Origin of the sequence: Emticicia sp. CRIBPO (assembly GCF_009905725.1) — a bacterium.
GTDB lineage: Bacteria > Bacteroidota > Bacteroidia > Cytophagales > Spirosomataceae > Leadbetterella.
Map to the genome: position 1 here is coordinate 197,514 of NZ_JAAAKV010000007.1, position 25,256 is coordinate 222,769.

Genomic DNA, 25,256 nt, shown 5'->3' on the forward strand with positions numbered 1-25,256 from the left:
CAGCCTTCATTTACCGGAGATTATTCTTAAAATCAAATTCTTATCCCGCTTTTCTGAAATTAAATATTTCAACAACTTATCTTTGAGGTTCAAATTGAAATTATCCGGGAATGCTTAGGGAATTAGAAAAATTAAAAGAAAGTTTTGAAGGTGAAATTCACACTGATCAGGTAATGAGGACTTTATACGCCACCGATGCCTCTGCATACAGAGAAATGCCGGTTGCAGTAGCCATTCCCAAAACAGAGAATGACATCGCTGTTCTTATTAAATTTGCTAATTCTCACCGTGTTACCCTCATCCCCAGAACAGCCGGGACCTCTCTGGCAGGCCAGGTGGTCGGTAACGGTGTCGTCGTAGACGTATCAAGAACCTTCACGAAAATCCTTGAAATCAATAAGGAAGAGTCATGGGTACGGCTTCAGCCGGGTGTTATCCGCGACGAACTGAACATTGCCCTGAAACCTCATGGTTTATTTTTCGGACCTGAAACCTCCACGGCCAACAGAGCCATGATAGGCGGCATGGTGGGAAACAACTCATGTGGCTCCAATTCAGTGGTTTACGGCAGTACAAGAGACCATTTGATGGAAGTAAAAGGCTTTCTGAGCGATGGAAGTTTTGTAGAATTCAGTAACCTCGACGAAGATTCCTTCAGAAATAAGCTGAAACCTTCGGCACAGAATCCGTTTGAAAGCCGGATTTACCAGCACATTTTTGAGACGCTTTCCAAACCGGAAAACCAGGCCGAAATAAGAGACCAGTTCCCGAAAAGAACCATCAACAGAAGAAATACCGGATATGCCATAGACGAACTCCTGGAGACCCGGATTTTCTCTGAAAACTCAGGTGAAGCCTTCAATTTCTGTAAGCTCATTGCGGGGTCTGAAGGTACACTGATGTTCATCACAGAAATCAAAATTCATGTCAATCCGCTGCCCCCTAAATTTCAGGGTGTGGTCGCAATTCACTGCAGGAGTGTAGATGAATCCCTGCATGCCAACCTGATTGCCCTTAAATACAGACCGTCGGCCGTTGAGCTGATGGATCATTATATATTAGAGTGTACCAAAGCCAACAAAGAACAAATGCAGAACCGGTTCTTTGTGGAAGGTGACCCTATGGCTATCCTTTGTGTAGAGATATCCAGGGATTCGAAAGAAGAAGTGGAAAGGCTGGCCGCAGAAATGGAAGCTGAAATGAGGGCCGTAGGTTATGGATATCATTTCCCGGTGTTATATGGTGATGATATCAAAAAAGTATGGACGCTGAGAAAAGCGGGCCTCGGGCTCCTGTCCAACCTGCCGGGCGATGAGAAAGCGGTGGCAGTCATTGAAGATACGGCTGTGGATGTCAATGACCTTCCGGATTTTATCAGGGAATTCAATGAAATTCTTGCTAAAAACGACATGTACTCGGTGCATTATGCCCATGCCGGTTCGGGAGAACTGCACCTCAGACCCATCATTAACTTAAAGACCAGAGAGGGCCATCAGCAGTTCAGGCTGATTGCGGAAGAGATTTCGACCCTTGTCAAAAAATATAAAGGTTCACTGTCAGGCGAGCACGGCGACGGCCGTCTGAGAGGAGAATTTATCAAACAGCAGATCGGTGAAAAGAACTACGCCCTGATCAAAGGCCTGAAGAAAGTCTGGGATCCGAACAATGTCTTTAATGCCAATAAGATCGTCGATACACCTCCGATGGACCAGTTTCTCCGCTATGAAGCCGGGCAACAAACGCCGGAGTTTAAAACGGCTTTCCGGTACAAGGACCAGGATGTTTTGCAACATGCCGAGCAATGCAACGGGTCGGGCGATTGCCGTAAAACCCACCTGAGTGGCGGCACCATGTGTCCGAGTTTTATGGCTACCCGTAACGAAAAAGATACGACCAGGGCCAGGGCCAATATTCTGAGAGAAACCCTGACACAGTCTGACAAACTAAACCGCTTTGACAGTAAAGAGATCAAGGAAGTCATGGATCTCTGCCTGGCCTGTAAGGGTTGTAAGTCAGAGTGCCCGTCAAATGTAGACGTGGCCAAACTCAAAATGGAATTTTTGTACCAATATCAGAAAACCAATGGAGTGCCTGTGCGTTCCAGATTAATCGGGAACTTCAGCCGCTTATCCAAAATAGCTTCTTATGTGCCATGGGGCTACAATCTGATTTTCAAAAATGCCCCTTTACGCCGCATCGCCAACACCGTGGTCGGGTTTCACCCTGACCGCACCATGCCGCTCCTGCAATCCCAGACCCTGGAAAACTGGTTCGGTCAGCAGACAAATACCTCTCAGGAATTCAAAAACGGCAAGGTTTATCTTTTCTGTGATGAATTTACGAATTATAATGATGTGGAAATCGGGATCACGGCCGTTAAAACCCTTCAGAAACTTGGATATGAAGTGTTGCTTCCCAAACATTCTGCTTCAGGCCGGGCATTTCTTTCCAAAGGTATGCTGGACGATGCCAAAGTTTTGGCCAATAAGAATGTCACGGCACTGAAAGACATCATCACAGAAGAAACGCCGCTGATCGGTATTGAGCCGTCGGCCATCCTGACATTCAGAGATGAATACCCGGAGATAGTGGATGAAAACCTGGCTGAAGCCGCTGCAAAACTGGCTAAAAACACCCTGATGATCGACGAATTTATTGCGAGGGAAATTGATAAAAAGAACATCAGGAAAGAGCAGTTCAGGCAAGACAAAAAACTGATAAAACTGCATGGTCACTGCCAGCAGAAAGCAGTCGGTTCGCTGGTACCTACCAAGAAAATGCTTTCGCTGCCTGCCAATTATGAAGTACACCTGATTCCATCCGGATGTTGTGGTATGGCGGGTTCTTTTGGTTATGAAAAAGAGCATTATGAGATCTCTATGAAGATCGGTGAGCTTGTGCTTTTCCCAACCATCAGACAGCAGCCTGAAGAAGTCATCATCGCCGCTCCGGGAACGAGCTGCAGACACCAGATTCATGACGGAACCCACAGGAAGGCTCTGCACCCGATCGAAATCCTGTGGGAAGCCCTGTCTTAATTCTGCAGGAGGCGTATTTTCCGGCTGTGTTAAGAGGTTGAACTGAACTAAGAAGTGGTTTCCTGCAAGGCGACACCTTGATCCGTTTCAAAAAAAGTAAATTACCTAAACTGGTGTTAAACATAGCAGGATGAGACTTTTTCTTCTCATTTTTTACTTTTTACTCGCCTTCGAAGGCTCGGGTCAAACCGGTCATCTGAAAATCAGTGGCCGTGTTTCTGATTCCAGGGGCTTGCCTGTTGAATTTGCCAATGTCTACATTCATAATACTTCTTCGTATTGCCTGACCGATACTTCGGGCAGGTTTGAAATAAAAATTCCCGCCCAGCTGACCAGCTTTGATCTTATCATCTCGAGAGTTGGTTTTGACGAAAAGAAAATCAGTTACAAAGGAGTGGCAAAAAATATTTCAGCGACTATCATCCTTGACGAAAATAAGCTGCTGAAAGAGATCACTGTTAAAGCGAAACAGGATTCACAGTGGCGAAAAAAATGGAATATCTTCAGAAGGGCCCTTTTTGGTGAGTCTGTGTTCTCAGGCAATTGTCATATTGAAAACCCCGAAGATGTGGAGCTTACGATGCGGGACAAAAGAACAATCGTGGCTTCTACCCGGGCCCCGCTGGTAATTTACAACCAGGCCCTGGGATACAAAATCATTATTTCCATCCTCGGTTTAGAGACAGACGGCCGAAGCACGAACTACATCGATACCAAGTATTTTATTCAATTGACGCCAAAAGACGAAAAAGAAGAGAAAAAGTGGAATAAGAACCGCTTAACCGCCTATAAAAACTCTTTCCGTGACTTCCTGGTGAGCATGATAGAAAATCCTGATGACGAACGTTTTGAGATCTACTACAATCCCGAGGTCCGGACAAAATTCTTATTCAAGCTCCAGGTTTCTGAAGAAATCAAAAATAAAAGACTGTTTCAGACAGACAAGCATTCTTTTGTGAGGGTCAACCAGGATTCAACGGAGTTCTATTTTTACACCCGCTTTCCATTGCTGGTATTCCTGAAAGACAGGCCCCAGAGAAACAGTCTTTTTACCGATTCCCCTTTTGAATTCTCCCAAATGGAACTGCCGAGGCGTTTCCTGGCTTTTAACCGCTACGGCTGGATCAATATGCCGAACGGACTTTTCTTACACAATTACTGGGGGAGGGAGGGCCTTGCAGATATGCTGCCATATGACTATCAACCCAACCGTCCCCTTTCTGACGAACAAGACCCGGTGGAAGAAAAAGCGTTTAATCCTGAAGAAATCAGACCCAGAGGTTTTGTGAGAGACACCCTGCCCGACAGAGCCTCCCTGTCATTTTCATTTGAAAAAAATCAGCACGATGTACCAGAGACAGACAGTTTGGGGACGTCTGCACCGATAAATAAACCGGGTTATGAAGTGCCTTCAGAAACCATAAGAAATGCCGGTTCGATATCCGCTCTTATCGGTGAAATCCCCGGTATTGGTGTAAATTTTGATACCGTTACGGGAGAACTGGGCATTTATTTCAAAGACGATCCGTCCAAATGGCCATGTCTTATTCTCAATAACCAGGTTTTGTGTGATAAAGGGACCATTGGCCTGGCCCTGAAATCTGTCGACATAAAAAAAATACGGAAGGTCGGATTGATGAATGCTTATCCGGCTACGGAAAAAACCGCCGGGGCCATTATAGTGGAAGTCCTGAAGTAATGTTTAAATTCAGATATCTTTACCGGTAAGCTGACCGCCATTTTCTTAAAATGTTATCTTATCGACAAAAAGTGCCCTTTCCCCTGTCTGGGTTGCCCCACATATTGCAACTTTGGTGCATTTGTATTAACTTTGTTTCCTGTCAGTTATTCAGATATACCAGAGCATCCAACGTTTTTGAAAAGATTTACTTCAAATATCCGTTTGTTTATTTTCTTCTCCATTTTTGCTGCATGCAGCTATTATGGAAATGATCTGTGCCGTTTAATTGAGTCTTTCGGAAAAGAAACGACAGAAAAAGAAATCTATGCCTCAGACTGCAGTTCACACCCCGAACTGCAAAGCATCGGTGACGAGCTCTCTGAAGACTGCGTCATTGTTTACCAGGCTAAAGTCATCATCCTGGAAGTTTTAGAAAGCAAAAATAACTTCCCTTCAGGCATACATGATTACTATGTCCTGCTGTCTTTGAATTCTCCTCCTCCCGATTTTGCATTTACTGCATAATTCCCAATTTTATTTTACGCCAACTCCCTGAACCAGCATGATTTATAGGTCTTGCCGGCAAAAACCTTTTTTGTATTGTATTATTCAAACAAAAAGCTTGGAGTTTCTAACAATCGTTTGTAGGAGTACTTTTCAATATTTAAATTAGAATATCCCCATTTAATTCATAACCAAAGAAATACATGAAACGCCTCATCATAAGCATATTACTGCTATATGTAATATCTTCTTGTGCCAGCAAGGAAAGCACAAAGACCGTGGAAAGGGACAGTTATCCTGTAACGTCTCCGATAGTCATCGATACTACTTTATATACCGATTATGTGGCCGAAATCAACGCTGTCCAGAATGTGGAGATCAGGGCACGTGTCAAAGGGTATCTCGATAAAATTTTCATCGACGAAGGCAAATATGTGAAACAGGGGCAGGTCCTTTTCAGCATTCATAACCCGGGACTCAACGAGGATGTCTCCAAAGCAAAGGCTGTGCTGAGAAGTGCGGTGGCTGAAGTGAAGGCCGCCGAACTTGACCTGAAAAATGTAAGGCAGCTGGTTGAAAAGAACGTCGTTTCAAACACCGAACTGGAACTGGCCAAAAACAAGGTGGAAATTGCCAAGGCAAAAGTGGAAGAAGCCCAGGCCAACGAAACACATTCCCAGATACAGCTGGCTTATACCCAGATCAGGGCCCCTTTCAGCGGGATCGTCAACCGGATCCCGAATAAAATAGGAAGCCTTATCGAAGAAGGTACTCTGCTGACCAATATCTCCCAGAATGACAACGTTTTTGCTTACTTTGATGTCTCTGAAAAGGAGTATCTCAATTACATTTCAGGGCTCAAAGACGCCGGCGAGCAATCTAAAAACGTGACCCTGATCCTGGCCAACGGGGAGGAACATCCGTTCAAAGGCCGGATCGAAACCACAGAAGGGGAAATCGAGCAAAGTACCGGGAACATTGCTTTCAGGGCCAGGTTTGACAACCCTGAGAAAGTCCTTAAACATGGAGCCAGCGGGAAGATCCGTCTGCTGAAAAAATACCGCGATGCCATGATCATTCCTCAAAAGGCCACTTTTGAAATACAGGACAAAATGTATGTCTATGTGATCGGGAAAAACAATAAAGTAAAATCTCAGGCCGTCACCTCCAATAACCGCATGCCTCATTTCTACATCATCGAATCGGGTCTGAACCCTGACGACAGGATCATTTACGAAGGCATTCAGAACATCAAAGACGGCATGGAGGTCACCCCGCAGTTTGTAGCGATAGACGATATCTCTAAAGAACTGATGGAGGAGACCCGTAAATAATTATAAAATATGCTGACCAATTTTATCAACCGGCCGATTTTATCGCTGGTAATATCCATTTTTATTGTCCTCCTGGGTTTTCTGGCCATGACCGGCCTGCCTATTACCCAGTACCCGGACATTGCTCCTCCGGCGGTTTCCGTCACTACCAAATACACCGGGGCCAACGCCGAAGTGTGTGCCAAGGCCGTGGTTACTCCCCTCGAAAGGGCCATCAACGGCGTGCCGGGCATGACTTACATGACCTCGGTATCCGGCAACGACGGCACCAGCATTATCCAGGTGTATTTTGAAGTAGGAACAGACCCTGACGTAGCTGCGGTGAATGTTCAGAACAGGGTCACGACGGTCCTTGACGAACTTCCTGAAGAGGTGATCAAAGCCGGCGTATCTACCGAAAAAGAGGTCAACAGCATGCTGATGTACATTAACCTGATCAGTGACGACACCTCTCTTGACGAAAAGTTTATCTACAATTTTGCGGATATCAACGTACTGGCCGAACTGAAACGGATCGACGGTGTGGGTTTTGTCGACATCATGGGCTCAAGGGAATACGCCATGAGGGTCTGGCTTAAACCGGCCAGGATGGACGCCTATGAAATCTCGGCAGAAGACATCATCTCGGCCCTGAAAGAGCAAAACGTAGAAGCTGCTCCCGGGAAAATCGGGGAGAGCTCAGGGCGACAGGCCCAGTCGCTCCAATATGTGCTGAGATATACCGGCAAGATGACTCAAAAGGAACAGTATGAAAACATTGTCATCAAAGCCTCTCCCAATGGTGAACTACTGCGGCTGAAGGACGTGGCCGACCTGGAGTTCGGCTCGCTGGATTATGACGTCCTGTCTAAAGAAAACGGCAAACCTTCCGCAGCGATTGTATTGAAACAAAGACCGGGCTCCAACGCCAGCGAAGTGATCGACAATATCAAATCAAGACTCGATTTCCTGAAAGAAACCACCTTCCCTCCGGGCATGACGTACACCATCAGCTATGATGTCTCGAGATTTCTGGATGCTTCCATAGATGAAGTGATCAAGACCCTGATCGAAGCGTTTATCCTGGTGGCCTTTGTGGTGTTTCTTTTCCTGCAGGATTTCAGGTCTACGCTGATTCCGGTGCTGGCTGTTCCGGTTTCGCTGATCGGGACATTTGCTTTTATGCATTTATTTGGCTTTTCGATCAATCTGCTGACTTTATTTGCCCTTGTTCTTGCGATTGGTATCGTCGTCGATAATGCGATTGTCGTCGTCGAGGCCGTCCACGCCAAAATGGAGGAAAAGCACCTGGGACCCAAAGCCGCTACGATAGAAGCCATGGGCGAAATCAGCGGGGCCATCATCGCCATTACCCTGGTAATGTCAGCGGTGTTCGTGCCTGTGGCATTCCTTTCAGGCCCCGTGGGTGTTTTCTACCGCCAGTTTTCAGTAACCATGGCTATTTCCATTGTCATTTCAGGAGTTAATGCCCTTACACTGACCCCGGCATTGTGTGCGATCATGCTTGAAAACCCTCATTTCAAGCCAAAAAAGGACAATATCCTGACCAGGTTCTTTGCCCGTTTCAACAAAGCTTATGATAACCTGTCTGACCGCTATAAATACCTGCTGAGGCTTATTGCCAACAGAAGGCTGGTGACCGTGCTTACCCTCGCAGTATTCTGCGTGGCTACCTGGGGCGTCGGTAGCGTATTGCCTACCAGTTTTATTCCGACAGAAGACCAGGGCACCATCTATGCCAACGTAACCACCCCGGTCGGGGCCACGCTTGAGCGGACAGAGGAAGTCATGAACGAGATCGACGCCATTGCCCAGAAACTGAAGGAAGTGGAGTCCATTTCCAGCCTCTCCGGTTTCAGTATGATGACCGACGGGGTCGGAGCTTCTTTCGGGATGAGTACGATCAACCTCAAAGCCTGGAAAGACCGGGAAGCCACGGCGGACGATATCATTGAAGTACTGAAGCAGAAAACCAAACACATCAAAGACGCGGAGATACAGTTCTTCCCTCCACCGGCAGTACCCGGCTTCGGAAACGCCAGTGGTTTTGAGGTAAGGCTTCTGGACAAAACAGGCTCGGGCAACCTTCAGAAAACAGCGGACGTCGCAGAATCTTTCATGGAGAAATTAAGACAAAGACCTGAGATCAAAGAAGTATTCTCCAGTTTCAATCCGAGTTTTCCTCAATACCTGATCCATATCGACCAGGAAATGGCGGCTAAAAAAGGGATCTCTGTTGATAATGCCATGAGCAACCTGCAGTCGCTGATCGGGAGTTTCTATGCCACCAACTTTATCTTGTACGGACAGATGTATAAAGTGATGGTACAGTCCGATCCGAAATACAGGGCACAGCCCGAAGACATCCTGAAACTCAGGGTCAAAAACAAAGCCGGGGAGATGGTCCCTTACTCCATTTTCAGCAGGATAGAAAGAGTATATGGCCCTGAGCAGCTGACCAGGTACAACATGTACGTGTCGGCCATGCTGAACGGCGAGGCGGCGGATGGATACAGCAGTGGCGACGCCATCAAAGCCCTTGAGGAAGTGGCCAAAGAAAGTCTGCCGAGGGGATACAGCTACGAATGGTCGGGCATGACCCGCGAAGAGGTTCTTTCAGGCAACCAGGTCATTTATGTCTTTATCATCTGCCTGATCTTTGTTTACCTCCTGCTGGCAGCCCAGTATGAAAGCTTCCTGCTGCCTTTACCCGTTATTTTATCCCTTCCGGTCGGGATTTTCGGGTCTCTTTTCTTCCTCTATCTTTTCGGTCTGGAAAACAACATTTATGCCCAGGTGGCCATGGTCATGCTGATCGGTCTGCTCGGCAAAAATGCCATCCTGATCGTCGAGTTCGCCATCCTCCAGCAAAAAGAAGGCCGGACACTGCTCAGAGCAGCCGTGGGCGGAGCCGTGGCCCGTTTCAGACCTATCCTGATGACTTCGTTTGCCTTTATTGCCGGACTTATTCCGCTGATGTCGGCCTCCGGGGCAGGAGCGATCGGTAACAAAACCATCGGTACAGCCGCGGCCGGAGGAATGCTTTTCGGGACCGTTTTCGGGGTCATCATCATTCCCGGCTTGTATGTCATTTTTGCGGGGAAGAGTAAAAGGAAGAAAAAAGTAAAAGAAAAAACCAAGGAAGAGTATGCTGAAATATAATCGTTTAATCATTGTTCTGGTCGCCGGCCTTTCCTGGGGCTGTAAAGTCAATGTCACGCCTGTTAAAACAGACCATTTCCATTTGCCGAAGTCTTATGGAAGTCTGTCTGCCGAAGGCTCTGCTTCATTGCCGGAGGCCCGGTCTTTTTTCGGAGACGACAAACTCACAGCCCTGATCGATACTGCACTACACAACAATTTTGATCTGCAGACCGCCCTTCAGAAAATCGAACTGGCCAGGGCGGGTGTCCGCTACATGAAAGGCGTCAATCTGCCCGATTTATCGGCTTCGCTGGTGCTGGGGCAACGTAAGTTCGGTAAATACACCATCGACGGTGTCGGGAATTACGATACCGGTTTTTCAGACAATATCTCGGATAAACAGCAGATTCCGGGGCCTGTGGTGCCGGATTATTTTGTGGGCCTGCAAAGCTCCTGGGAGGCTGACCTGTGGGGTAAACTGAAAAGCAAACAAAAAGCGGCAGCTGCCAGGTTTATAGCTACGGAGTTTGGCCGTGACCTGATCAGAACAACGCTGGTAGCTGAGGTGGCCGGGGCTTATTTTGAGCTGACTATTCTTGACAATGAGCGTAATATCCTGGAAGAAAACATCAGGCTGCAACAGTCGGCCCTGGACATTGTCAGGGTACTTAAGCAGGCCGGAGAAGCCAACCAGCTGGGTGTCGAATTACTGAGTGCCCAGCTGCTAAGCTCAAAGGCCCTGAAAGTGGAAGTGAATCAGAAAATAGTGGAAACCGAGAACACCATTAATTTTCTCCTGGGAAGATTCCCCCAGGCTATCGACAGGACGGCCCTTTCCCGGGACCAGATCCTCCCGCCGCAGATGAAAGCCGGGGTGCCGTCTGCCTTACTGGCAAACCGCCCCGATATCCGTCAGGCAGAAATGGAACTGATGGCCACCAATGCTGATGTTTTTTCAGCCAAGGCGGCCTTTTATCCTTCTTTAAATATCAATGCGACGATGGGTCTTCAGGCGTTCAAAGCCGTTCTCCTTTTTGAACCGGCTTCTTTTGCCTATACCCTCGCCGGCGGACTGACCGCTCCCCTGCTCAACAGAAGGGCGATCATCGCCAACCTGATGGCTTCTGAAGCGGAACAAAAACAAGCTTACATCAACTATCAGAAAACGGTGGTCAACAGTTTTACGGAGGTTTATAACTATCTGAACCTCATTGACAACACCAACCAGATGTATGACCTGAAGGCCGAAGAAGTGGACATTCTTAAAGTCTCCATTGAAACCTCTTCCGAGCTTTTCAAGTCGGGCAGGGCCACTTACCTGGAGGTAATCACCGCCCAGAAAAACGCTTTGCAGTCACAGATTGAACTGATCAACCTGAAAAAGAAACAGTTTAACGCCGTTATTGGCCTCTACAAATCTTTGGGTGGCGGATGGAATAAAGCCTTATAAAAAAACCGGGGCTCCAGATCGGATGCCCCGGTTTTCATTACTTCGCTGTCAGGTTATTTTCCCCAGGTTTCAACGGATATATTTTGCCCGCAAAAGCAAACTCTCCGCTTACTCCCGGCGGCAGTTTTATTTTAGCTCTAAGCCCGGTCTTGTCTTTAAGATAATCAACGCTGACTTCGCCTTTCGGATGCGGAATGCTTCCGGAGGCTTTGGTCAGTGTTCCCAGGCGGGGCTGTATCCGGACTCTCGAGAAATTGGGTGCGGAGGCATCAATACCCAGCATAATCCTGAAAAACTCAATGTTAGGATGGGCACTCCACGCATGGCAGTCTGACCGGGTCTTGGAAGGTTCAAACTGCTCAGCCCAGGTAGTCAGACCATTATCCATCTGCTGTCTCCATTCATCGAGCAAGACCATGTAATCATCCACAACCCCGGCTTTGTTAGCCGCCTGGTGCAGGTAATATTTAAAATAAACCGAACAAGGCATCAGTGATTTATCCTTCAGAATGTTCCGCATCAGTTTTTTGGCCTCTTCTCCCGTAACAGTTCCGGTCAGTACTGCGAGGGCATTAGGATGCTGTGAATAATGTTTGAATTCAGGGGTATCGCTGAAAATGCCTTTTTGTTTGTCCCAGTAAATTGCCTTCACAGATTTTTGCAGCAGGGCTATTTTCTTACTGTACTCTGCCACACGCTCCTGCGAGCCAAACCGCTGCTCCAGTTCCAGGGCATTCTGCAAAGCCCAGAGCAACTGGAAATCCAGGGCGGATGATTCTCCCTTGGCAGTGTAAGGGGCTCTTCCTGCCTGCCAGTCGGGGTCTTCAGACCAGTCTGTAAAATTCCAGTAAGGTACTTTGTTTAAGGTCCCATCGGGTTTCTGTAATTTAAAAAACCACCGGAGAATTTCCCTTGATCCGGGAAGCATGCTTTTTACGAATTCATTATCGTTTCTGTATTTATAAAAGTCGTGAACCATCCCGATCCACCACAAAGAAAAAGGAGGGATTTGCTGCGGTACGTAGCTCGGAAAACGGCTTTGGGTAATACCTTCTGCCAGTCTCGACTGGTCAAATTGTTTGATGGCATTTCTGGCCAGGCGGTCGTCTCCGGAGTTAAAGTAAGAGATCAGGGCCTGAATTCTCGAGTCGCCGACATACTGCAATTGCTCATAATACGGACAGTCCATGTAAGTTTCTGTAGCACAAAGCCGGGCGGTTCTCCAACCGATGGCCATCATTTTATCAATCTCCGGGTTTCCGGATTCCAGCTTCGCATTCATTTTAAACGGATATCCTGTCTGGATAGCTCTGAAGTTGGTGATCACCAAAGGCTCATCTTTGGTTTCAATCTCCAGCTTAACATACCTGAACGTCCTGTACCAGAGCGATTCCCAGGTCCTGCCTTTTCCGCCGTCACACCAGATTTTGTCTTTAGGGCCTACCAGCCTGAAACCCTCTCCTACGCTGTTGCGGTTAGGTTTCCTTTGTTCCGCACGCCAGTCTCCGCTTTTCTCATCAATAAAAAACGACTCTGCATATTGTAATGATATGGAAGAGGACTTCCCTCCGCTGAACTCAAATGCCGGGTAAGCATTGACCAGTTCTTCCTGGTCAATCAGGATTTCTACCTTGCTGTTGGCAGGTACGTCCAGTCTTGCCCATTCGTAAGGAAAGTCGTCCTGCACGTTCATTCCTTTTCCATACCTCATTTTTTTATAAGAAATTTCCTCCCTTTCCATCGCAGGGATTTCACGGGGTACGAGCAGCAATGCTTCTGTCCAGTCGGCTCCGTATTTAGGCAGGCCCTTACTGGTTTTCTGGGCAGACGCCCAGGCTGAATCGTCAAAGTCCTTCATCTCCCAATTGGCGGGATACTGACTGTAACTGACCTCCTCCTGGGGCCCGGCCACATAGTAAGTGTAAGTCATCTGGGGTTTCTGAATGGCGTAGGCATTGTTTCGGTAACACTTCCAGGTTTGATCAGTGTTTAATACTGCTTCCTTCTGAGAATTGCCCTGCAGGATAAACCCGGTGCTGAAGGTCATCTGGGCCATCGGCCTTTCCTTGCCAAACTGCCACACCACAGCCGCAATGACATTATCACCCGGCTTTAAATACGAAGAGATATCAAGTGTCTCAAAATTCCAGTGAAAGAGGTCCCCGCGGGAAGGCCCCAGGCCCACAAATTCTCCGTTGACATATAATTTATACCGGTTATCGGCCGACACATGAATGATAAATTCAGAGGGTTGGGTCGTCAGGTTAAATGATTTCCTGAAATGGTACACACCAAACTCAAGGTCCTGCTGACCCGGTACTTTGATCCAGTGGGCGTCCCAGGTTTGCTGCAATACAGGCGGGGCTATTTTCTGGGCAGCAAGTTTAATGACGAAAAACAGGCAAAAGGCCAGGGTAATGTGTAATATTTTCATTTTAACAGGGGTTGAATATTAAGCCGCTGAAAAACAGCCGGATGTAAATATAAAAACAATTCAAGAATCAAACTCTACGTCAACGCCTAATTTAATAAGGTGCAGATCATGAAACTGGACAAATCCAAGAAGTATTCGGGAAACCCGAAGTGGTGCTTCCGGTAAAAAAGAGAGTCGTATCAATACCTCTTTTTCGTGCCCATAAATATCACATACCATCCGGCGGTCAACTCTAAAAATACAATTTATCGGCTTTTATACCTGTTTTTTGAAGGAATGGCGATGAAAAACAACAAAAACATTGACTATTCTCGTAATTTCTGAGAAAAAAATGTTTATTTCGGGACTTAATTTAACAAAACTTCAGATGCAGCGTTTTACAGGCCTTATTGGCATAGTAGTTATTCTTGGAATAGCTTTCCTGATGTCAAATAACAGAAAAGCGATTAATTACAGGACCATTGGAATTGGATTATTATTACAATTTGTACTCGCTGTATTCATCCTCAAAACCGAAACCGGACAGGCCGTCTTTCAATACCTGGGCCAGGTCATCAATAAAGTATTATCCAAAGCTGAAAAAGGCGGAGAGTTCGTATTCGGCCCGCTATACAGAAAAGACCTCATGGGTGATGCTTTCGGAGCTGAAAACACCTTTGTGTTCTTTTTCGATGTCACCGCCAAAATCCTTTTTGTTGCGGTTATCGTCAACATTTTCTATCACCTCGGTATCATGCAGCGTGTCGTTTCGCTCCTGGCTAAAGGCATGAAAAAACTGATGGGCATCAGTGGTGCTGAGGCCCTGTCTAACGTAGCCAGTGCCTTTGTAGGTCAGGTTGAAGCCCAGATCATGATCAAGCCATACGTTAAAAACATGACCATGAGTGAATTACTCTCTTCCATGACAGGTAGTTTTGCCTGTATTGCCGGGGGTGTCATGGCCGTTTATATCTCCCTGGGTGTTCCTGCTCCTTATCTGCTTGCCGCCAGCTTAATGGCCGCTCCGGGAGCCCTGGTGATCTCCAAGATCGTATGGCCTGAAACCCAGAAATCAGAAACCCTGGGCGAAGTAAAATTAAATACAGCAAAAACACACGTGAACCTGCTCGACGCTATTGCCTCCGGTGCTGCAGAAGGTCTGAAAATATCATTGAACGTTATGGCCATGCTGATCGGCTTTATCGGCCTTATTTACCTGATCGACGCAGGTTTGTGGAGAGTCGGATATTACGGCTGGGGACAAACCGACCTGAGCATGAATTTTATCCTGGGTAAATTCTTCTCTGTTTTTGCGTATGTAATGGGTGTTCCTGCTGCCGATATTGAAGTAGCCGGCTCATTGATGGGTACCAAAATGGTGGTGAATGAATTCGTAGCTTACCTTGATCTCGTTAAATTAAAAGATACGCTTAACCCGAAAACGCTGGCAATCACCAGTTTTGCTCTGTGTGGATTTGCCAATTTCAGCTCTATTGCCATCCAGGTAGGAGGTATCAGCGAACTTGCCCCGAGCCGCAGAAGCGACCTGGCCAAGCTGGGCTTTAAGGCCCTGATCTGCGGTACACTGGCCAGTTATCTGTCAGCCACTATCGCCGGATTGCTGCTTTCTTTCTAAGGTTTATTTCAAAGAAAACGTCAGCCTGAAAGTCGTGCCCTTGTTCAGCTCTGAGTCAACCTCTATGTCTACATTGTGGGCTTTCAGGATGGTCAGCGTAGCGGCCAGCCCTAAACCTATACCGTTATTTTTGGTCGTGAAATAAGGTTCGAATAACCTTGACAGTTGCTCTTTGTCCATCCCGACGCCATTGTCTCTGATGATCAGTTTAAAGAGATTATTCTGCCTTTCCGTCCGGATAGAGATGGCCGGGTTCTGAACTCCATTCATAGCCTCGATAGCGTTAACCAGGATATTGGTGAAAGCGATCCTCAGCTTATCCTCATGAAGAGCCAGTAAAGTATCCACATCTTCAAATTCCTTGGCAATGAACACGCCGTTTAACCTGGCCCTGTCAAGCACGTCGTCTACCGCCTGAAGAATAACCCGGTGAACCGGGGTAGGGGTCAGTTCAATGTCCTTTTGTCTCGCAGAATTTAGTACTTCGGTAATCAGCCCGTCTATTCGCAATGAATTCCGCTTGATAATTTCCAGGTAGGTCAGCAGGTATTCATCCGAAATCTCGGATTCTATGCTGTCTACAGAAAGGGTAATATTGGTCAGCGGATTCCTGACTTCATGTGCCAGTGTCCTCATCAACCTGGCCGTGGCTTCCATTTTTTCAGAAAGCAGTGTCGCCTTTTCGGCTTTCAGGCGGTCGGTCTGGTCAATGATGATACCGTGAATAAACCAGTCTTTTTCCAGGCTGTCTTCCAGGGCACAGGTAAGCATGCAATGCTTGAGTTCTCCGCTTTTGCTTTTAATAACCACCGGAAAGTTGATCACCTCCTCTCCTGCCGAAATTAATTCACTCACCTCCTGGGTGCCTTTGGCATCAGAGATGAGATCAAAAAACCTCAGTTCGTATACTTCCTCCTGGGTATAGCCCAGCAGAAATTCAACCGACTTACTGATGCTGATGGCATTGAAGTCAGAGTCGGCAATAAAAATAATGTCTTTGGATTGTTCAATAACGGTCCGGTACTTTTTCTCGCTTCCTTTCAGGGCTTTGAGGGTATCAGCCTGCTTCAGTGAATACCTGATACTTCTGGCCAGTATTTCAGGACTGAGGTCGCTTTTAACCAGGTAATCGTACGCTCCTATTTCTACAGCCAGGTTGTCGATGTCCTGGTCGCCTTTGCCGGTAAGCAAAATAACGGGTTCCTCACATCCCTTGGCTTTTGTAATTTCCAGGAGGTCAATGCCTGTCTGGGCACCCAAAAGAAAATCAAAGATAAACAGGTCGTATTTATTAGGGGCGATGGTTTCGACAGCCTCCTTAAAAGATTTGGCCCAGGTAACTTCAAACTTCAGATTCCTGATATCCGACAACAGATCTGTCGTCAGAAAATAATCATCCTCGTCGTCATCCACCAGCAAAACCCTCAGGGATTTGGCATCTTTGATCATATCTTTTTGATTAAAGTACAATAATACGCAAAACAATTCACCGAAGTTTGTCCGGCCGGCCTATTCATTATTTTCTGTCGAAATTATACCCTTCGGCCTTCAGTCTGTCAAGTGTTCTACGCATCATTTCTGATTGTACCTTGCCCCCGCTGATAGACGTTTTCAGCCAGAAAAGGACTTTGATAACCGTATACTTTTCACCGAATTCAGATATCAGAACCAGGGCTTCCCGCGGCTCTTTCTCAATCTCAGGAGTGTTTTTTACAATATCTTTGATGATTTCGACAGCTTTATTGATGTCATCCCGGTAATCTATCCCCAGGCTGAATTCTTTCCTGAACAGGTGGTCGACAGTATGGTTTTTCAGCGGATTTTTGATGATGATCGAATTGGGGATGAAAGCATCCACGCCATCCGGTGTTTTGATCAGCGTTTCCCTGAGTTTAAAATCATAGACCGTGCCGCTTAGTCCGTTCGTCTCAATGAGATCCCCGATTCTGAAAGGTCTTTTAAAAGCCAGTAATATCCCTGCCAGAAAATTCTCCCCGATGTCTTTAAAGGCAAATCCGATGATAAAGCCTGATAACCCGGCCCCGGCCAGGATTTTGGTTACAGTACCAGACAAGCCCATCACACCCAGCGACACTACTGTGCCAAAAATAATGATGACGGTAAAAAGCGTTTTTGACAGAAAATTAGCCAGCAGAAGATCATCCGATTTCCTTAAAATGTAAAGTCGTGTATACCTTTTGAGCATCCTGGCAATGACCAGGATCAGAACAAAAGAAAGTGTGGCCAGAATCATTTCCGGGACCATCTTGATCAATCCCATTTTTATTTGTTCAAGTCGTTGCTTTAATATCAGAAAATAATCCATGTAAATTAATGGTTCGTGAAAAATTAAGCCGGGAAAAATATGCTGATGGTCGTTCCTACGTCGGGAACAGAACTGGCTGAAATCTTCCCTCTGTGATTTTCTACTACTTTTTTACAAATAGCCAGCCCTATGCCGGTGCCTTCATATTCTGAACGGCCATGAAGCCTCTGAAAAACATTGAATATGGTTTCTGCATATTTCTGTTCAAATCCTATTCCGTTATCCCTGATCTCGATGCAGTTATAATCCTGGGCATTGTCAAGTTCGGTTTCAGTCAACTCGGCAGTCTCAGCCGGACGGGAACTGACCACAATATGAGGCGGCACACCGGATTTTGAGAATTTGAGCGAGTTACTGACCAGGTTCTGAAAAAGTTGCTGCAACTGTGTCCTGTTTCCGTGTAATACCGGCAGTCCCGAATATTCTATTTTACCGTTCCTGTCGGCAGTCTGCATTTCCAGGTCCACTCTGATGTCATCGAGTAAGTCATTCAAATCAATATCTTCATGCTCCTCCGGTTTTCTGGACACTCTCGACAAGGTCAGCAGATTATCTATCAGGATCCGCATCCTTTGTGTGGCCGACATCATCCTTTCAAGATACAGTTTGCCGTCGTCGGGAAGCTCCGCCTGAAATTTTTTCTGCAGCCTCTCCCCGAACGCCAGGATTTTTCTCAGCGGCTCCTGAAGGTCATGTGACGCCACATAAGCAAAATGCTCCAGCTCGGAATTGGAACGGTTAAGCTCCTGTATTTTCTGGCTGGCGTCTTTGCCTTTTAGTCTCGGTTCTCTCTTTACTGTTGTATAAAACCCTTCATGGCTCTTTTTGAACGTCACCTGGTCATTAACGATCTGGCTGACTTCTTCTGCCGTAATCAACAGGAGGTTTTCTTCCGTTTTTCTGAAATTACATTTAAAAATAAACTTCCCGTGACCGGCCGGTTTGATTTCCTGTATCACCTCAGCCTGTTCCGGAAACCTGTGATACAAATCAAATAAGTAAACAGGTAAATCAAAAACCGTCTGAATTCCGGTCGTTTCGGACCAGTCATTATAGGTCTTGTTCTTAAAGACCATCATATTGGTTTGCACGTTAAAAACCATCACAAACCAAGGCAACTGATCAAATAATTCTTTTGTCAGTCTGTCAGGGAGTTCTCCCTGAGTATCAGCATGTGTAACGTTTTTCAAGGTCAGAGATTTAAATTTTTCATTTTATTATATAAGGTCTTACGGTCAATATCCAGTAATTTGGCAGCTTTTGTTTTATTAAAATTAACTTTTTTAAGGGCCTGGAAGATCATCTCATATTCGGCTTCCTTGGCCGCTTCTTTCAGGTTAGGTCTGGCTTGCGGAACGACCGCTTCGGGTTCTTTCTGAACCGGTGCTTCCTGCCTCGGGGCTACCGGGCTCAGGTTGTCGACAAACATCAGTCTGGTATGGTTGGTGATTTCAAACGGCAGACAGCGGGTGTCTATGGTATCACTCTCAGCCAGCAGTGTTGCCCTTTTTACCACGTTGTTGAGCTCCCTGAGGTTTCCGTACCACGGGTATTTCAGAAAGCAGTCAACCACCTCTTCTGAAAATCCTTTCACATTTTTGTTCAGCTCCCTGTTGGTATTTTCAAGGAAGAAATGGGCAAAAATCATCACGTCTTCACCGCGGTCTCTCAGAGACGGCACCTCCATGCTGAACTCATTGAACCTGTAGTAAAGGTCTTCTCTGAACTTACCGGCCCGGCAGGCTTCAGGTAGTTTTTCGTTACTGGCCACCAGGATACGGACATCCAGATCAATTTCCTTGGTACCCCCTATTCTTTTTACTTTTCTTTCCTGAACAACCCTCAGTAATGAGACCTGGATATCGTAAGAAAGGTTGGCAACTTCATCCAGGAAAAGCGTACCTCCATTGGCCAGTTCAAAATGTCCGATCTTCTGATTCAGTGCACCGGTAAACGATCCCTTTTCATGTCCGAAAAGCTCACTGCCGGCCAGTTCTTTTGACATGGCCCCGCAGTCCATCGCCACAAACGGCTGGTCCTTCCTGTTGCTCCTGTTATGGATTTCACGGGCAATCGCCTCTTTACCGGCACCACTTTCCCCGTAAATGATCACACTGAAGTTGGTAGGGGCTACGAGGTCAATCTGCTTCATCAGGTTCCTGGACACGAGGCTTTCCCCGAATATGTATCCCGACTTGCTGTTTTTTACCTTAACGGCTTTAGGCTTAACCACCTCCCCGGCAGAAGTATAAGTTTCTTCTTCTTTAGGTTTGTTTTCCATCGCTTTCCTGATCGTCATCAGGATCTCATCCGGAAACAAGGGCTTGGTCACGTAATCATAAGCACCCTGTTTCATGACATTGATGGCCACTTTTATGTCTGAATACCCCGTGATGATGATCACCGGCACCGAAGGGTACTTTTCTTTTACTTTTCTGAGCAATTCAGCCCCGTTAATATCACCGAGTTTAAAATCGGTCAGCACAAGGTCCGGCTCAAGATCGTTGAGGATCTCCAGTCCGCGTTTTCCCGACTGGGCCGTGGTGACTTCAAACCCATTTCTGGTCAGAAATCTCTCCATCAGCAGACAGATGTCTACGTCATCATCAATGACTAGTATTTTAGATTTGTTCATGCTCGGGGGTCTTTTAATTGAGTATTCGTCTTAATTTTGAGGAAGGGATATTTAAAAACAATCGGTATTTCGTGATGGTCCGCCTGGTCAGGGTGATGCCTTCTGATTCTAACATCTGCTGAATATCAAGGTCTGTTAAAGGGCTTGACTTATCTTCGGTTTCCACCAGTTTCATTACCTTGTCCTGAACTTCCTTGTTGCTGATCATCTCTCCGTCATCGGTTTTAATGCCTTCTGAGAACAGCAGGCGAAGGTTGATCAGTCCGAAAGGGGTCTGGGCATATTTTGAGCTGGTTACCCTCGACACCGTCGAAATGTCCATACCGATAAGGTCGGCCACTTCTTTCAGTACCATGGGTTTAAGCTGATGATTTTCGCCGGAAACAAAAAAGTCAGACTGGAGATAAACCAAAGCCTTGATCACCTTTGTCATGGTTTCTTCTCTCTGGCGTATGGCATCTACAAACCACAGGGCCGATTTGACTTTATTGTTGACGTATTCTCTTGTTTTTGAGTCCGGGTGCTTCAGCAGTTCTTCTGCATAGTTTTCGTTGATGGCAAAGAAATAATTCTTGGGATTGTTGAGCTGGCCGGAAGGTTTGCCGTTCTCAATCGTCACCACGTAATCAGGAATAATGGTCGGGTTGTTTGAGAAACCTTTGCTGGTATCTTTCCCGAATGTCGGAGACGGCGATAAAGCCGAAATCTGGTTAATGATGTTTTTCAGCTCTTCTTCCTTCAGGCCAAAAGAAGCCTGAAGATCTGCATACTCGCGGTTGACAAACTTTTCAAAAGCCTGTTCAAGGACTTTAATGGCGTCTTCCACCTCTTCTCCCTGGCGGAGCTTTTCAGCCAGTTGGAGTAATAAATATTCTTTCAGATCAGTCGAAGCAAAACCTACAGGATCAAGCCTGTTGATGATGCTTTTGACCTTTGACACTTCATCTTCATTGAAAAACTTACCGGTCGAGAAAGAAATATCATCGGTGAGCTGCTCTACGCTGGCATTCAGAAAGCCCTTGTCGTCAACAGAGTTTAAAAGGAAATCCGCTATCTGTTTTTCACTTTCTGTCAGGTCAATCACAATCAGGTTTTGTCTGACTTCATCTGCTATGCCCTGGCTGTCATCAGACACCTCGAAACGGTAGTCGTCAGATTCACCATCATAATTATTATCTGCTGTTTTGTATTGAGGTATACCGTAATCGTATTCTTCAGGGCTGAAACTGTTTTCCCAATCCAGTTCTTTCATGCTGCTGCTCTCGAGTCCGTCGTCTGATCTGAAGTCTTCCACCGGGGCAATCTCCTCGGTTTTCTTACCGTCTTCTACTATGAAAGGATTTTCTTCCAGTTCATTGGACACATACTCTTCAAGCTCCTGTGAGTTAAGATACAGAAAATTCAGAAACTGAATCTGCTGAGGATTAATCTTAAGCGTCTGTTTTAAAGTTTGAATCTGGCTATTATTCAACATATCTTAATGGTAAGGTTTAACACAATCGTAGGAATCTTTCCTGAATTTATGTTAATTTTGATACACAAATCCATAAAATCAGTTATTCAAAACAGAGGCCAGAAATACCATTTCCGGACAGATGATCGTTTATATAAAGTCATCTTGTTGAATATCAGCATTTTACAAATAATGAGAGTTTTAAAGGTAGTCATTTTTCCTGAAACTATTGAGTATTTTTGGGTCTTTTATTTCCCAATCTGAGCAATTTTTTCATCAAAATGAAAACCCAGACCAAAAAACAGTATTCCAGGTTTTAATACTTCTTACTAAAAACAAGATTCTATGATTCTGAGTAAAAAAATAATCAACCTTATTTTTGGCATTTCCCTGTCTATCCTGATCATTATGAGCTTCTTTACCTATAACCGGTTCAGTTCATTCAGGAATTATGCCGGAATCGTGGATCACTCCTACAGGGTTCTAAATACCATCTCTGAAATCAAATCAGCCCACAGGGGACTTCTGGCCAGCCAGAGGAGTTACCTGATTACGAAAAAACCTGAATTTTACGACACCTTTCTCTCTGAAAAAATCCTTCTGAGAAAATCGGTTGAAAAAATGCTTGACATCACCACGGAAGACCCCGTGCAGAATGCTTACGGGGAGAAACTCAACGGACATTCGGAAGAAAAAATCCACAGCCTCATGATGGAGGTCATCAACGATACCCTCAACGCCAAATATAAGCCGGATCAACGTAAGTTATATTCCAAACATGAAACCATCAGTAAAGAACTGAATACGATACTGACTAAAATGGAAAATCATGAAAACAATAAAATCCAGAACAGCCTTAAGATCAAAGAAGACCAGGGAAAATATACCCCTCTGCTGCTCTTTTTAACTTCTATTGTTGCCATCGCCCTCATTTCCGTTTCCTTTTATTTTATTACCAAAGAGCTTTCGGAACGACGAAGAACACAGTTATTGCTGGAAGAAAACATTGAGCACCTCAACCGGTCGAACCGGGAATTGGAACAATATGCCTATATAGCCTCCCATGACCTTCAGGAGCCGCTTCGAAAGATCAGGATATTTACCGACCGGCTTCTCCAGAGGCACGCTGAGAAACTTGAAAAAGAGCCGAAAGAACTTGTTGAGAAAATCAATAACTCTGCAGAAAAGATGACATTCCTCATCAATGACCTTCTCAATTTTTCAAGGTTACTGAGCTCGGAAATCAGCCCTGAAAAAGTGGATGTCAGCAAAGTCATTGAAAACGTAAAATCAGAATTTGCAGAAGAGATCAAAGAAAAACATGTGAAAATAGAAATGAGCAACCTGCCAGTGATCACGGGTTTTGAATCTGAACTCAACCAGCTCTTTACCAATTTATTTACAAACTCCCTGAAGTTTCATTCTCCCAACCGCAAGGTGGTGATTAAAATAAAAGGACAGGATTTTTCAAAATGGGAAGGTTCAGAGGAATATAAATATGACCTTGTGACCTTTTCTGATAACGGAATTGGCTTTAATAATCAGTATAAAGACAAGATATTCTCGATTTTCGGCAGGCTTGAAAAAACCAAGCAGACCACCACAGGCACAGGGATCGGCTTATCGATCTGTCAGCGGGTAATGGAAAACCACAACGGTTTTATAGAAGCCGACGGGGAAGAAGACAAAGGAGCCAAGTTTCTGCTTTATTTTCCGAAACAGGAAGCTGAATAAAAGAAAGGCCGGAACCCACAAGCTTGAGTCCCGGCCTAATTTATAAAGAATGGCTATAAAGTTATAAGATGTCGTGTGAAAAAGATGTGGAATTTAGTGGCTGATCTATGTATATTACAAGCCTAAAATTGTTTTTAACTTCAGAGAAACACTCGTCTGGGTATTGGATTTTACGGCTACGCTTTTCAGATCTATGGCACTTTCAATGTCCAGCACCAGGTTAAGGTTCAGATTTGCGTTCGTCTCCGACTCAGGTTTTGCCACCTGTATCTCGTATTCACCTGCCTCCAGAAAAGATAATTTGAAATTTCCTCCTCCATCAACTTTAGCACTTGTTACGGCATTACTGAATTTGATTTCACTTGCTCCCTGTCCTTTGGCCTCCACTTCTTTGTTGAATGACCCTTTTTTGTAGGCATACACCACAGCCTGGCCAGAAAGTGCAGAGAAGTTAGAAATGTTACCCGTGATAGTACCCGTAGCCTGCTTGTTTCCTGCACGAATGGCAGATTTCAACTCGCCGGCCGTTACAAAAGCATAGTCATTATTTTTGTGTTTGATCGCTTTACGAAGGTCAAAATCCATGATGATCTCTGTTTTTCCTTCTGATTCCACTACAAAGTTCTTGGCGTTAAGCTCTATTTCATTTTTAGCGTTTCCGGCCAGCTCAAGTTTATCCTTTACGCCTCCGGCTTTAACGATATAACAACCCGGGCTCGCCCCGTTCTGGTCTGTTTCGGTATCAATAACCAGGGCAATTTTAGAGTAAGAGTCTGCTCCTACCATGGCTTCTCCCAACTGTAATGAGTTACCGTTTTGTAAACTCAAAATGTCGATTGTTTTAGGTCCTTTAAATCCTTCATAAACTTTTCCGTCCACTTTTATTTCAGTAATTGTCACAAATGCCGCTGATACATCAGCATTATCAACCGGGGCATCTGTAATAGAAAAGGCAAGCGTTCCCTTTTTTGCGTCAGGATCGGACGGGTTTAAATCTCCGCCATTGTCCTCACATGAAATCATTGGAAAAATGAATAATCCAATCAAAAAGAGTTTAGGATTCTTAAATAAATTTTTCATGAGTTTTAAGTTTTCTTTAGTTTAAATGCGTTTTCATCTTCCATCCAAAAAACCTGTACCTTCCGTCCAACAGCCATTGGTGCGGAGAAACGAGCAATTTTGTCTAAAAATCTCTACGACTTAAATCATTTAAAGCCGATCGGATTGATATGGAATGATTTTTTTGCTTTTCAGGAAAACTATTAATAAACCATAAACAGTACAATGATGAAAAACTTAACTATCGCCGCATTACTGATGCTGATTTCATTTTCGGGGTTTTCGCAGTATAAAACGGCAGTGGGTATCCGTTTTAACGGAGGGTACGGACTAAGCATCAAACACAATAAAAATTCAAAAATAGCCCTTGAGGGGATTATCAGCGGATACAGAAACGGCGTAAACGCCGCCTTACTTTATGAGGTTCATGACAGGGCTCTGAGTACTCCCGGATTCAGATGGTATTACGGTGCCGGCGGGCATATTGGAGTTTGGGATGAGTACCATGGCAGAGGATGGTGGTATGATGAAACCCGCAACGGCTTTACTGTCGGTGTCGATGGTATCCTGGGGATTGAATATACTTTTACTGAAATTCCATTCAACATGAGTCTGGACTGGAAACCGGTCTTTAACATCGTCCGGAACCCCGGTGTGTTTGTAGGCGATGTCGGTCTGACGCTCCGTTTGCCCTTCAAATGATTTAACTAAATTTGTCTTTGTCAATATACCTGAGAAGTTGTCCACACAGCTTCTCATTTTTTTTTGCAAACTTCCGTCAAATAACCACAACAACTTGGTAATCAAAAAATTACCCAACAAAACACCTTCCTTTTTATGCTTATTTAT

At 45.4% G+C, this 25,256-nt stretch carries 16 protein-coding genes; 9 read left to right on the plus strand and 7 right to left on the minus strand.

Features of this window, described 5'->3' with window-relative positions; all coding sequences use genetic code 11:
- Positions 1 to 110 precede the first annotated feature (110 nt).
- From GVN16_RS15705 to GVN16_RS15730, 6 genes are all read left to right on the plus strand, one after another.
- Positions 111 to 3,038, plus strand: coding sequence for an FAD-binding and (Fe-S)-binding domain-containing protein (locus GVN16_RS15705; protein WP_166564862.1), 2,928 nt, complete (start codon positions 111 to 113; stop codon positions 3,036 to 3,038).
- A 130-nt stretch (positions 3,039 to 3,168) separates the two neighbouring features.
- On the plus strand, positions 3,169 to 4,737 hold the full coding sequence (locus GVN16_RS15710; RefSeq protein WP_166564863.1) for a carboxypeptidase-like regulatory domain-containing protein: 1,569 nt from the start codon (positions 3,169 to 3,171) through the stop codon (positions 4,735 to 4,737).
- A 177-nt stretch (positions 4,738 to 4,914) separates the two neighbouring features.
- Positions 4,915 to 5,244, plus strand: coding sequence for a hypothetical protein (locus tag GVN16_RS15715; RefSeq protein WP_166564864.1), 330 nt, complete (start codon positions 4,915 to 4,917; stop codon positions 5,242 to 5,244).
- 182 nt (positions 5,245 to 5,426) lie between these two features.
- A complete protein-coding gene (locus GVN16_RS15720; protein WP_166564865.1) occupies positions 5,427 to 6,557 on the plus strand; it encodes an efflux RND transporter periplasmic adaptor subunit in 1,131 nt (376 codons plus the stop codon).
- Between the two features lie 9 nt (positions 6,558 to 6,566).
- Positions 6,567 to 9,719 carry an efflux RND transporter permease subunit gene (locus tag GVN16_RS15725; RefSeq protein ID WP_166564866.1) on the plus strand — a complete coding sequence of 1,051 codons (3,153 nt, stop codon included), beginning with the start codon at positions 6,567 to 6,569 and terminating at the stop codon, positions 9,717 to 9,719.
- Complete coding sequence (locus GVN16_RS15730; RefSeq protein ID WP_166564867.1) at positions 9,706 to 11,151, plus strand: efflux transporter outer membrane subunit; 1,446 nt, start codon at positions 9,706 to 9,708, stop codon at positions 11,149 to 11,151. Before GVN16_RS15725 ends, GVN16_RS15730 begins: the two co-directional genes overlap by 14 nt.
- Before the next feature lie 37 nt (positions 11,152 to 11,188).
- Here the strand turns inward: GVN16_RS15730 and GVN16_RS15735 are convergent, their stop codons facing one another.
- Positions 11,189 to 13,585: an alpha-L-rhamnosidase C-terminal domain-containing protein gene (locus tag GVN16_RS15735; RefSeq protein WP_166564868.1), complete on the minus strand. Its 2,397-nt coding sequence runs from the start codon at positions 13,583 to 13,585 to the stop codon at positions 11,189 to 11,191.
- Between the two features lie 367 nt (positions 13,586 to 13,952).
- Between GVN16_RS15735 and GVN16_RS15740 the strand changes: the two genes are divergently transcribed.
- Positions 13,953 to 15,200: a NupC/NupG family nucleoside CNT transporter gene (locus GVN16_RS15740; protein WP_166564869.1), complete on the plus strand. Its 1,248-nt coding sequence runs from the start codon at positions 13,953 to 13,955 to the stop codon at positions 15,198 to 15,200.
- A gap of 3 nt (positions 15,201 to 15,203) precedes the next feature.
- On the opposite strand, the gene GVN16_RS15745 is transcribed toward GVN16_RS15740, so the two are convergent.
- The 5 genes from GVN16_RS15745 to rpoN form a co-directional block, all read right to left on the minus strand.
- A complete protein-coding gene (locus GVN16_RS15745; protein WP_166564870.1) occupies positions 15,204 to 16,649 on the minus strand; it encodes a hybrid sensor histidine kinase/response regulator in 1,446 nt (481 codons plus the stop codon).
- A 67-nt stretch (positions 16,650 to 16,716) separates the two neighbouring features.
- Entirely contained in the window at positions 16,717 to 17,481 is a 765-nt protein-coding gene (locus tag GVN16_RS15750; protein WP_166564871.1) for a mechanosensitive ion channel family protein, read from the minus strand.
- Between the two features lie 68 nt (positions 17,482 to 17,549).
- Positions 17,550 to 18,716: an ATP-binding protein gene (locus GVN16_RS15755; protein WP_166564872.1), complete on the minus strand. Its 1,167-nt coding sequence runs from the start codon at positions 18,714 to 18,716 to the stop codon at positions 17,550 to 17,552.
- A 2-nt stretch (positions 18,717 to 18,718) separates the two neighbouring features.
- Positions 18,719 to 20,161, minus strand: a complete 1,443-nt coding sequence (locus GVN16_RS15760) for a sigma-54 dependent transcriptional regulator (RefSeq protein WP_166564873.1) — start codon at positions 20,159 to 20,161, stop codon at positions 18,719 to 18,721.
- A gap of 13 nt (positions 20,162 to 20,174) precedes the next feature.
- Positions 20,175 to 21,635, minus strand: a complete 1,461-nt coding sequence (gene rpoN, locus GVN16_RS15765) for an RNA polymerase factor sigma-54 (protein ID WP_166564874.1) — start codon at positions 21,633 to 21,635, stop codon at positions 20,175 to 20,177.
- Between the two features lie 324 nt (positions 21,636 to 21,959).
- Here rpoN and GVN16_RS15770 point away from each other — a divergent pair, with 324 nt between their 5' ends.
- Complete coding sequence (locus GVN16_RS15770; RefSeq protein ID WP_166564875.1) at positions 21,960 to 23,348, plus strand: ATP-binding protein; 1,389 nt, start codon at positions 21,960 to 21,962, stop codon at positions 23,346 to 23,348.
- A gap of 114 nt (positions 23,349 to 23,462) precedes the next feature.
- Here GVN16_RS15770 and GVN16_RS15775 read toward each other — a convergent pair whose 3' ends face one another.
- The gene (locus GVN16_RS15775) at positions 23,463 to 24,371 is read right to left on the minus strand and encodes a DUF4382 domain-containing protein (protein WP_166564876.1); all 909 of its coding nucleotides are present in this window, start codon (positions 24,369 to 24,371) and stop codon (positions 23,463 to 23,465) included.
- Between the two features lie 261 nt (positions 24,372 to 24,632).
- Between GVN16_RS15775 and GVN16_RS15780 the strand changes: the two genes are divergently transcribed.
- On the plus strand, positions 24,633 to 25,109 hold the full coding sequence (locus GVN16_RS15780; protein ID WP_166564877.1) for a hypothetical protein: 477 nt from the start codon (positions 24,633 to 24,635) through the stop codon (positions 25,107 to 25,109).
- The last annotated feature ends 147 nt before the right edge of the window (positions 25,110 to 25,256 follow it).

What these genes read in the sequence shown, in the direction of transcription:
- GVN16_RS15705 (WP_166564862.1), top strand. Translation starts at nt 111, where the DNA reads ATGCTTAGGGAATTAGAAAAATTAAAAGAAAGTTTTGAAGGTGAAATT.
- GVN16_RS15710 (WP_166564863.1), top strand. Translation starts at nt 3,169, where the DNA reads ATGAGACTTTTTCTTCTCATTTTTTACTTTTTACTCGCCTTCGAAGGC.
- GVN16_RS15720 (WP_166564865.1), top strand. Translation starts at nt 5,427, where the DNA reads ATGAAACGCCTCATCATAAGCATATTACTGCTATATGTAATATCTTCT.
- GVN16_RS15725 (WP_166564866.1), top strand. Translation starts at nt 6,567, where the DNA reads ATGCTGACCAATTTTATCAACCGGCCGATTTTATCGCTGGTAATATCC.
- GVN16_RS15730 (WP_166564867.1), top strand. Translation starts at nt 9,706, where the DNA reads ATGCTGAAATATAATCGTTTAATCATTGTTCTGGTCGCCGGCCTTTCC.
- GVN16_RS15735 (WP_166564868.1), bottom strand. Translation starts at nt 13,585, where the DNA reads ATGAAAATATTACACATTACCCTGGCCTTTTGCCTGTTTTTCGTCATT.
- GVN16_RS15740 (WP_166564869.1), top strand. Translation starts at nt 13,953, where the DNA reads ATGCAGCGTTTTACAGGCCTTATTGGCATAGTAGTTATTCTTGGAATA.
- GVN16_RS15745 (WP_166564870.1), bottom strand. Translation starts at nt 16,649, where the DNA reads ATGATCAAAGATGCCAAATCCCTGAGGGTTTTGCTGGTGGATGACGAC.
- GVN16_RS15750 (WP_166564871.1), bottom strand. Translation starts at nt 17,481, where the DNA reads ATGGGATTGATCAAGATGGTCCCGGAAATGATTCTGGCCACACTTTCT.
- GVN16_RS15760 (WP_166564873.1), bottom strand. Translation starts at nt 20,161, where the DNA reads ATGAACAAATCTAAAATACTAGTCATTGATGATGACGTAGACATCTGT.
- rpoN (WP_166564874.1), bottom strand. Translation starts at nt 21,635, where the DNA reads ATGTTGAATAATAGCCAGATTCAAACTTTAAAACAGACGCTTAAGATT.
- GVN16_RS15770 (WP_166564875.1), top strand. Translation starts at nt 21,960, where the DNA reads ATGATTCTGAGTAAAAAAATAATCAACCTTATTTTTGGCATTTCCCTG.
- GVN16_RS15775 (WP_166564876.1), bottom strand. Translation starts at nt 24,371, where the DNA reads ATGATTTCATGTGAGGACAATGGCGGAGATTTAAACCCGTCCGATCCT.
- GVN16_RS15780 (WP_166564877.1), top strand. Translation starts at nt 24,633, where the DNA reads ATGATGAAAAACTTAACTATCGCCGCATTACTGATGCTGATTTCATTT.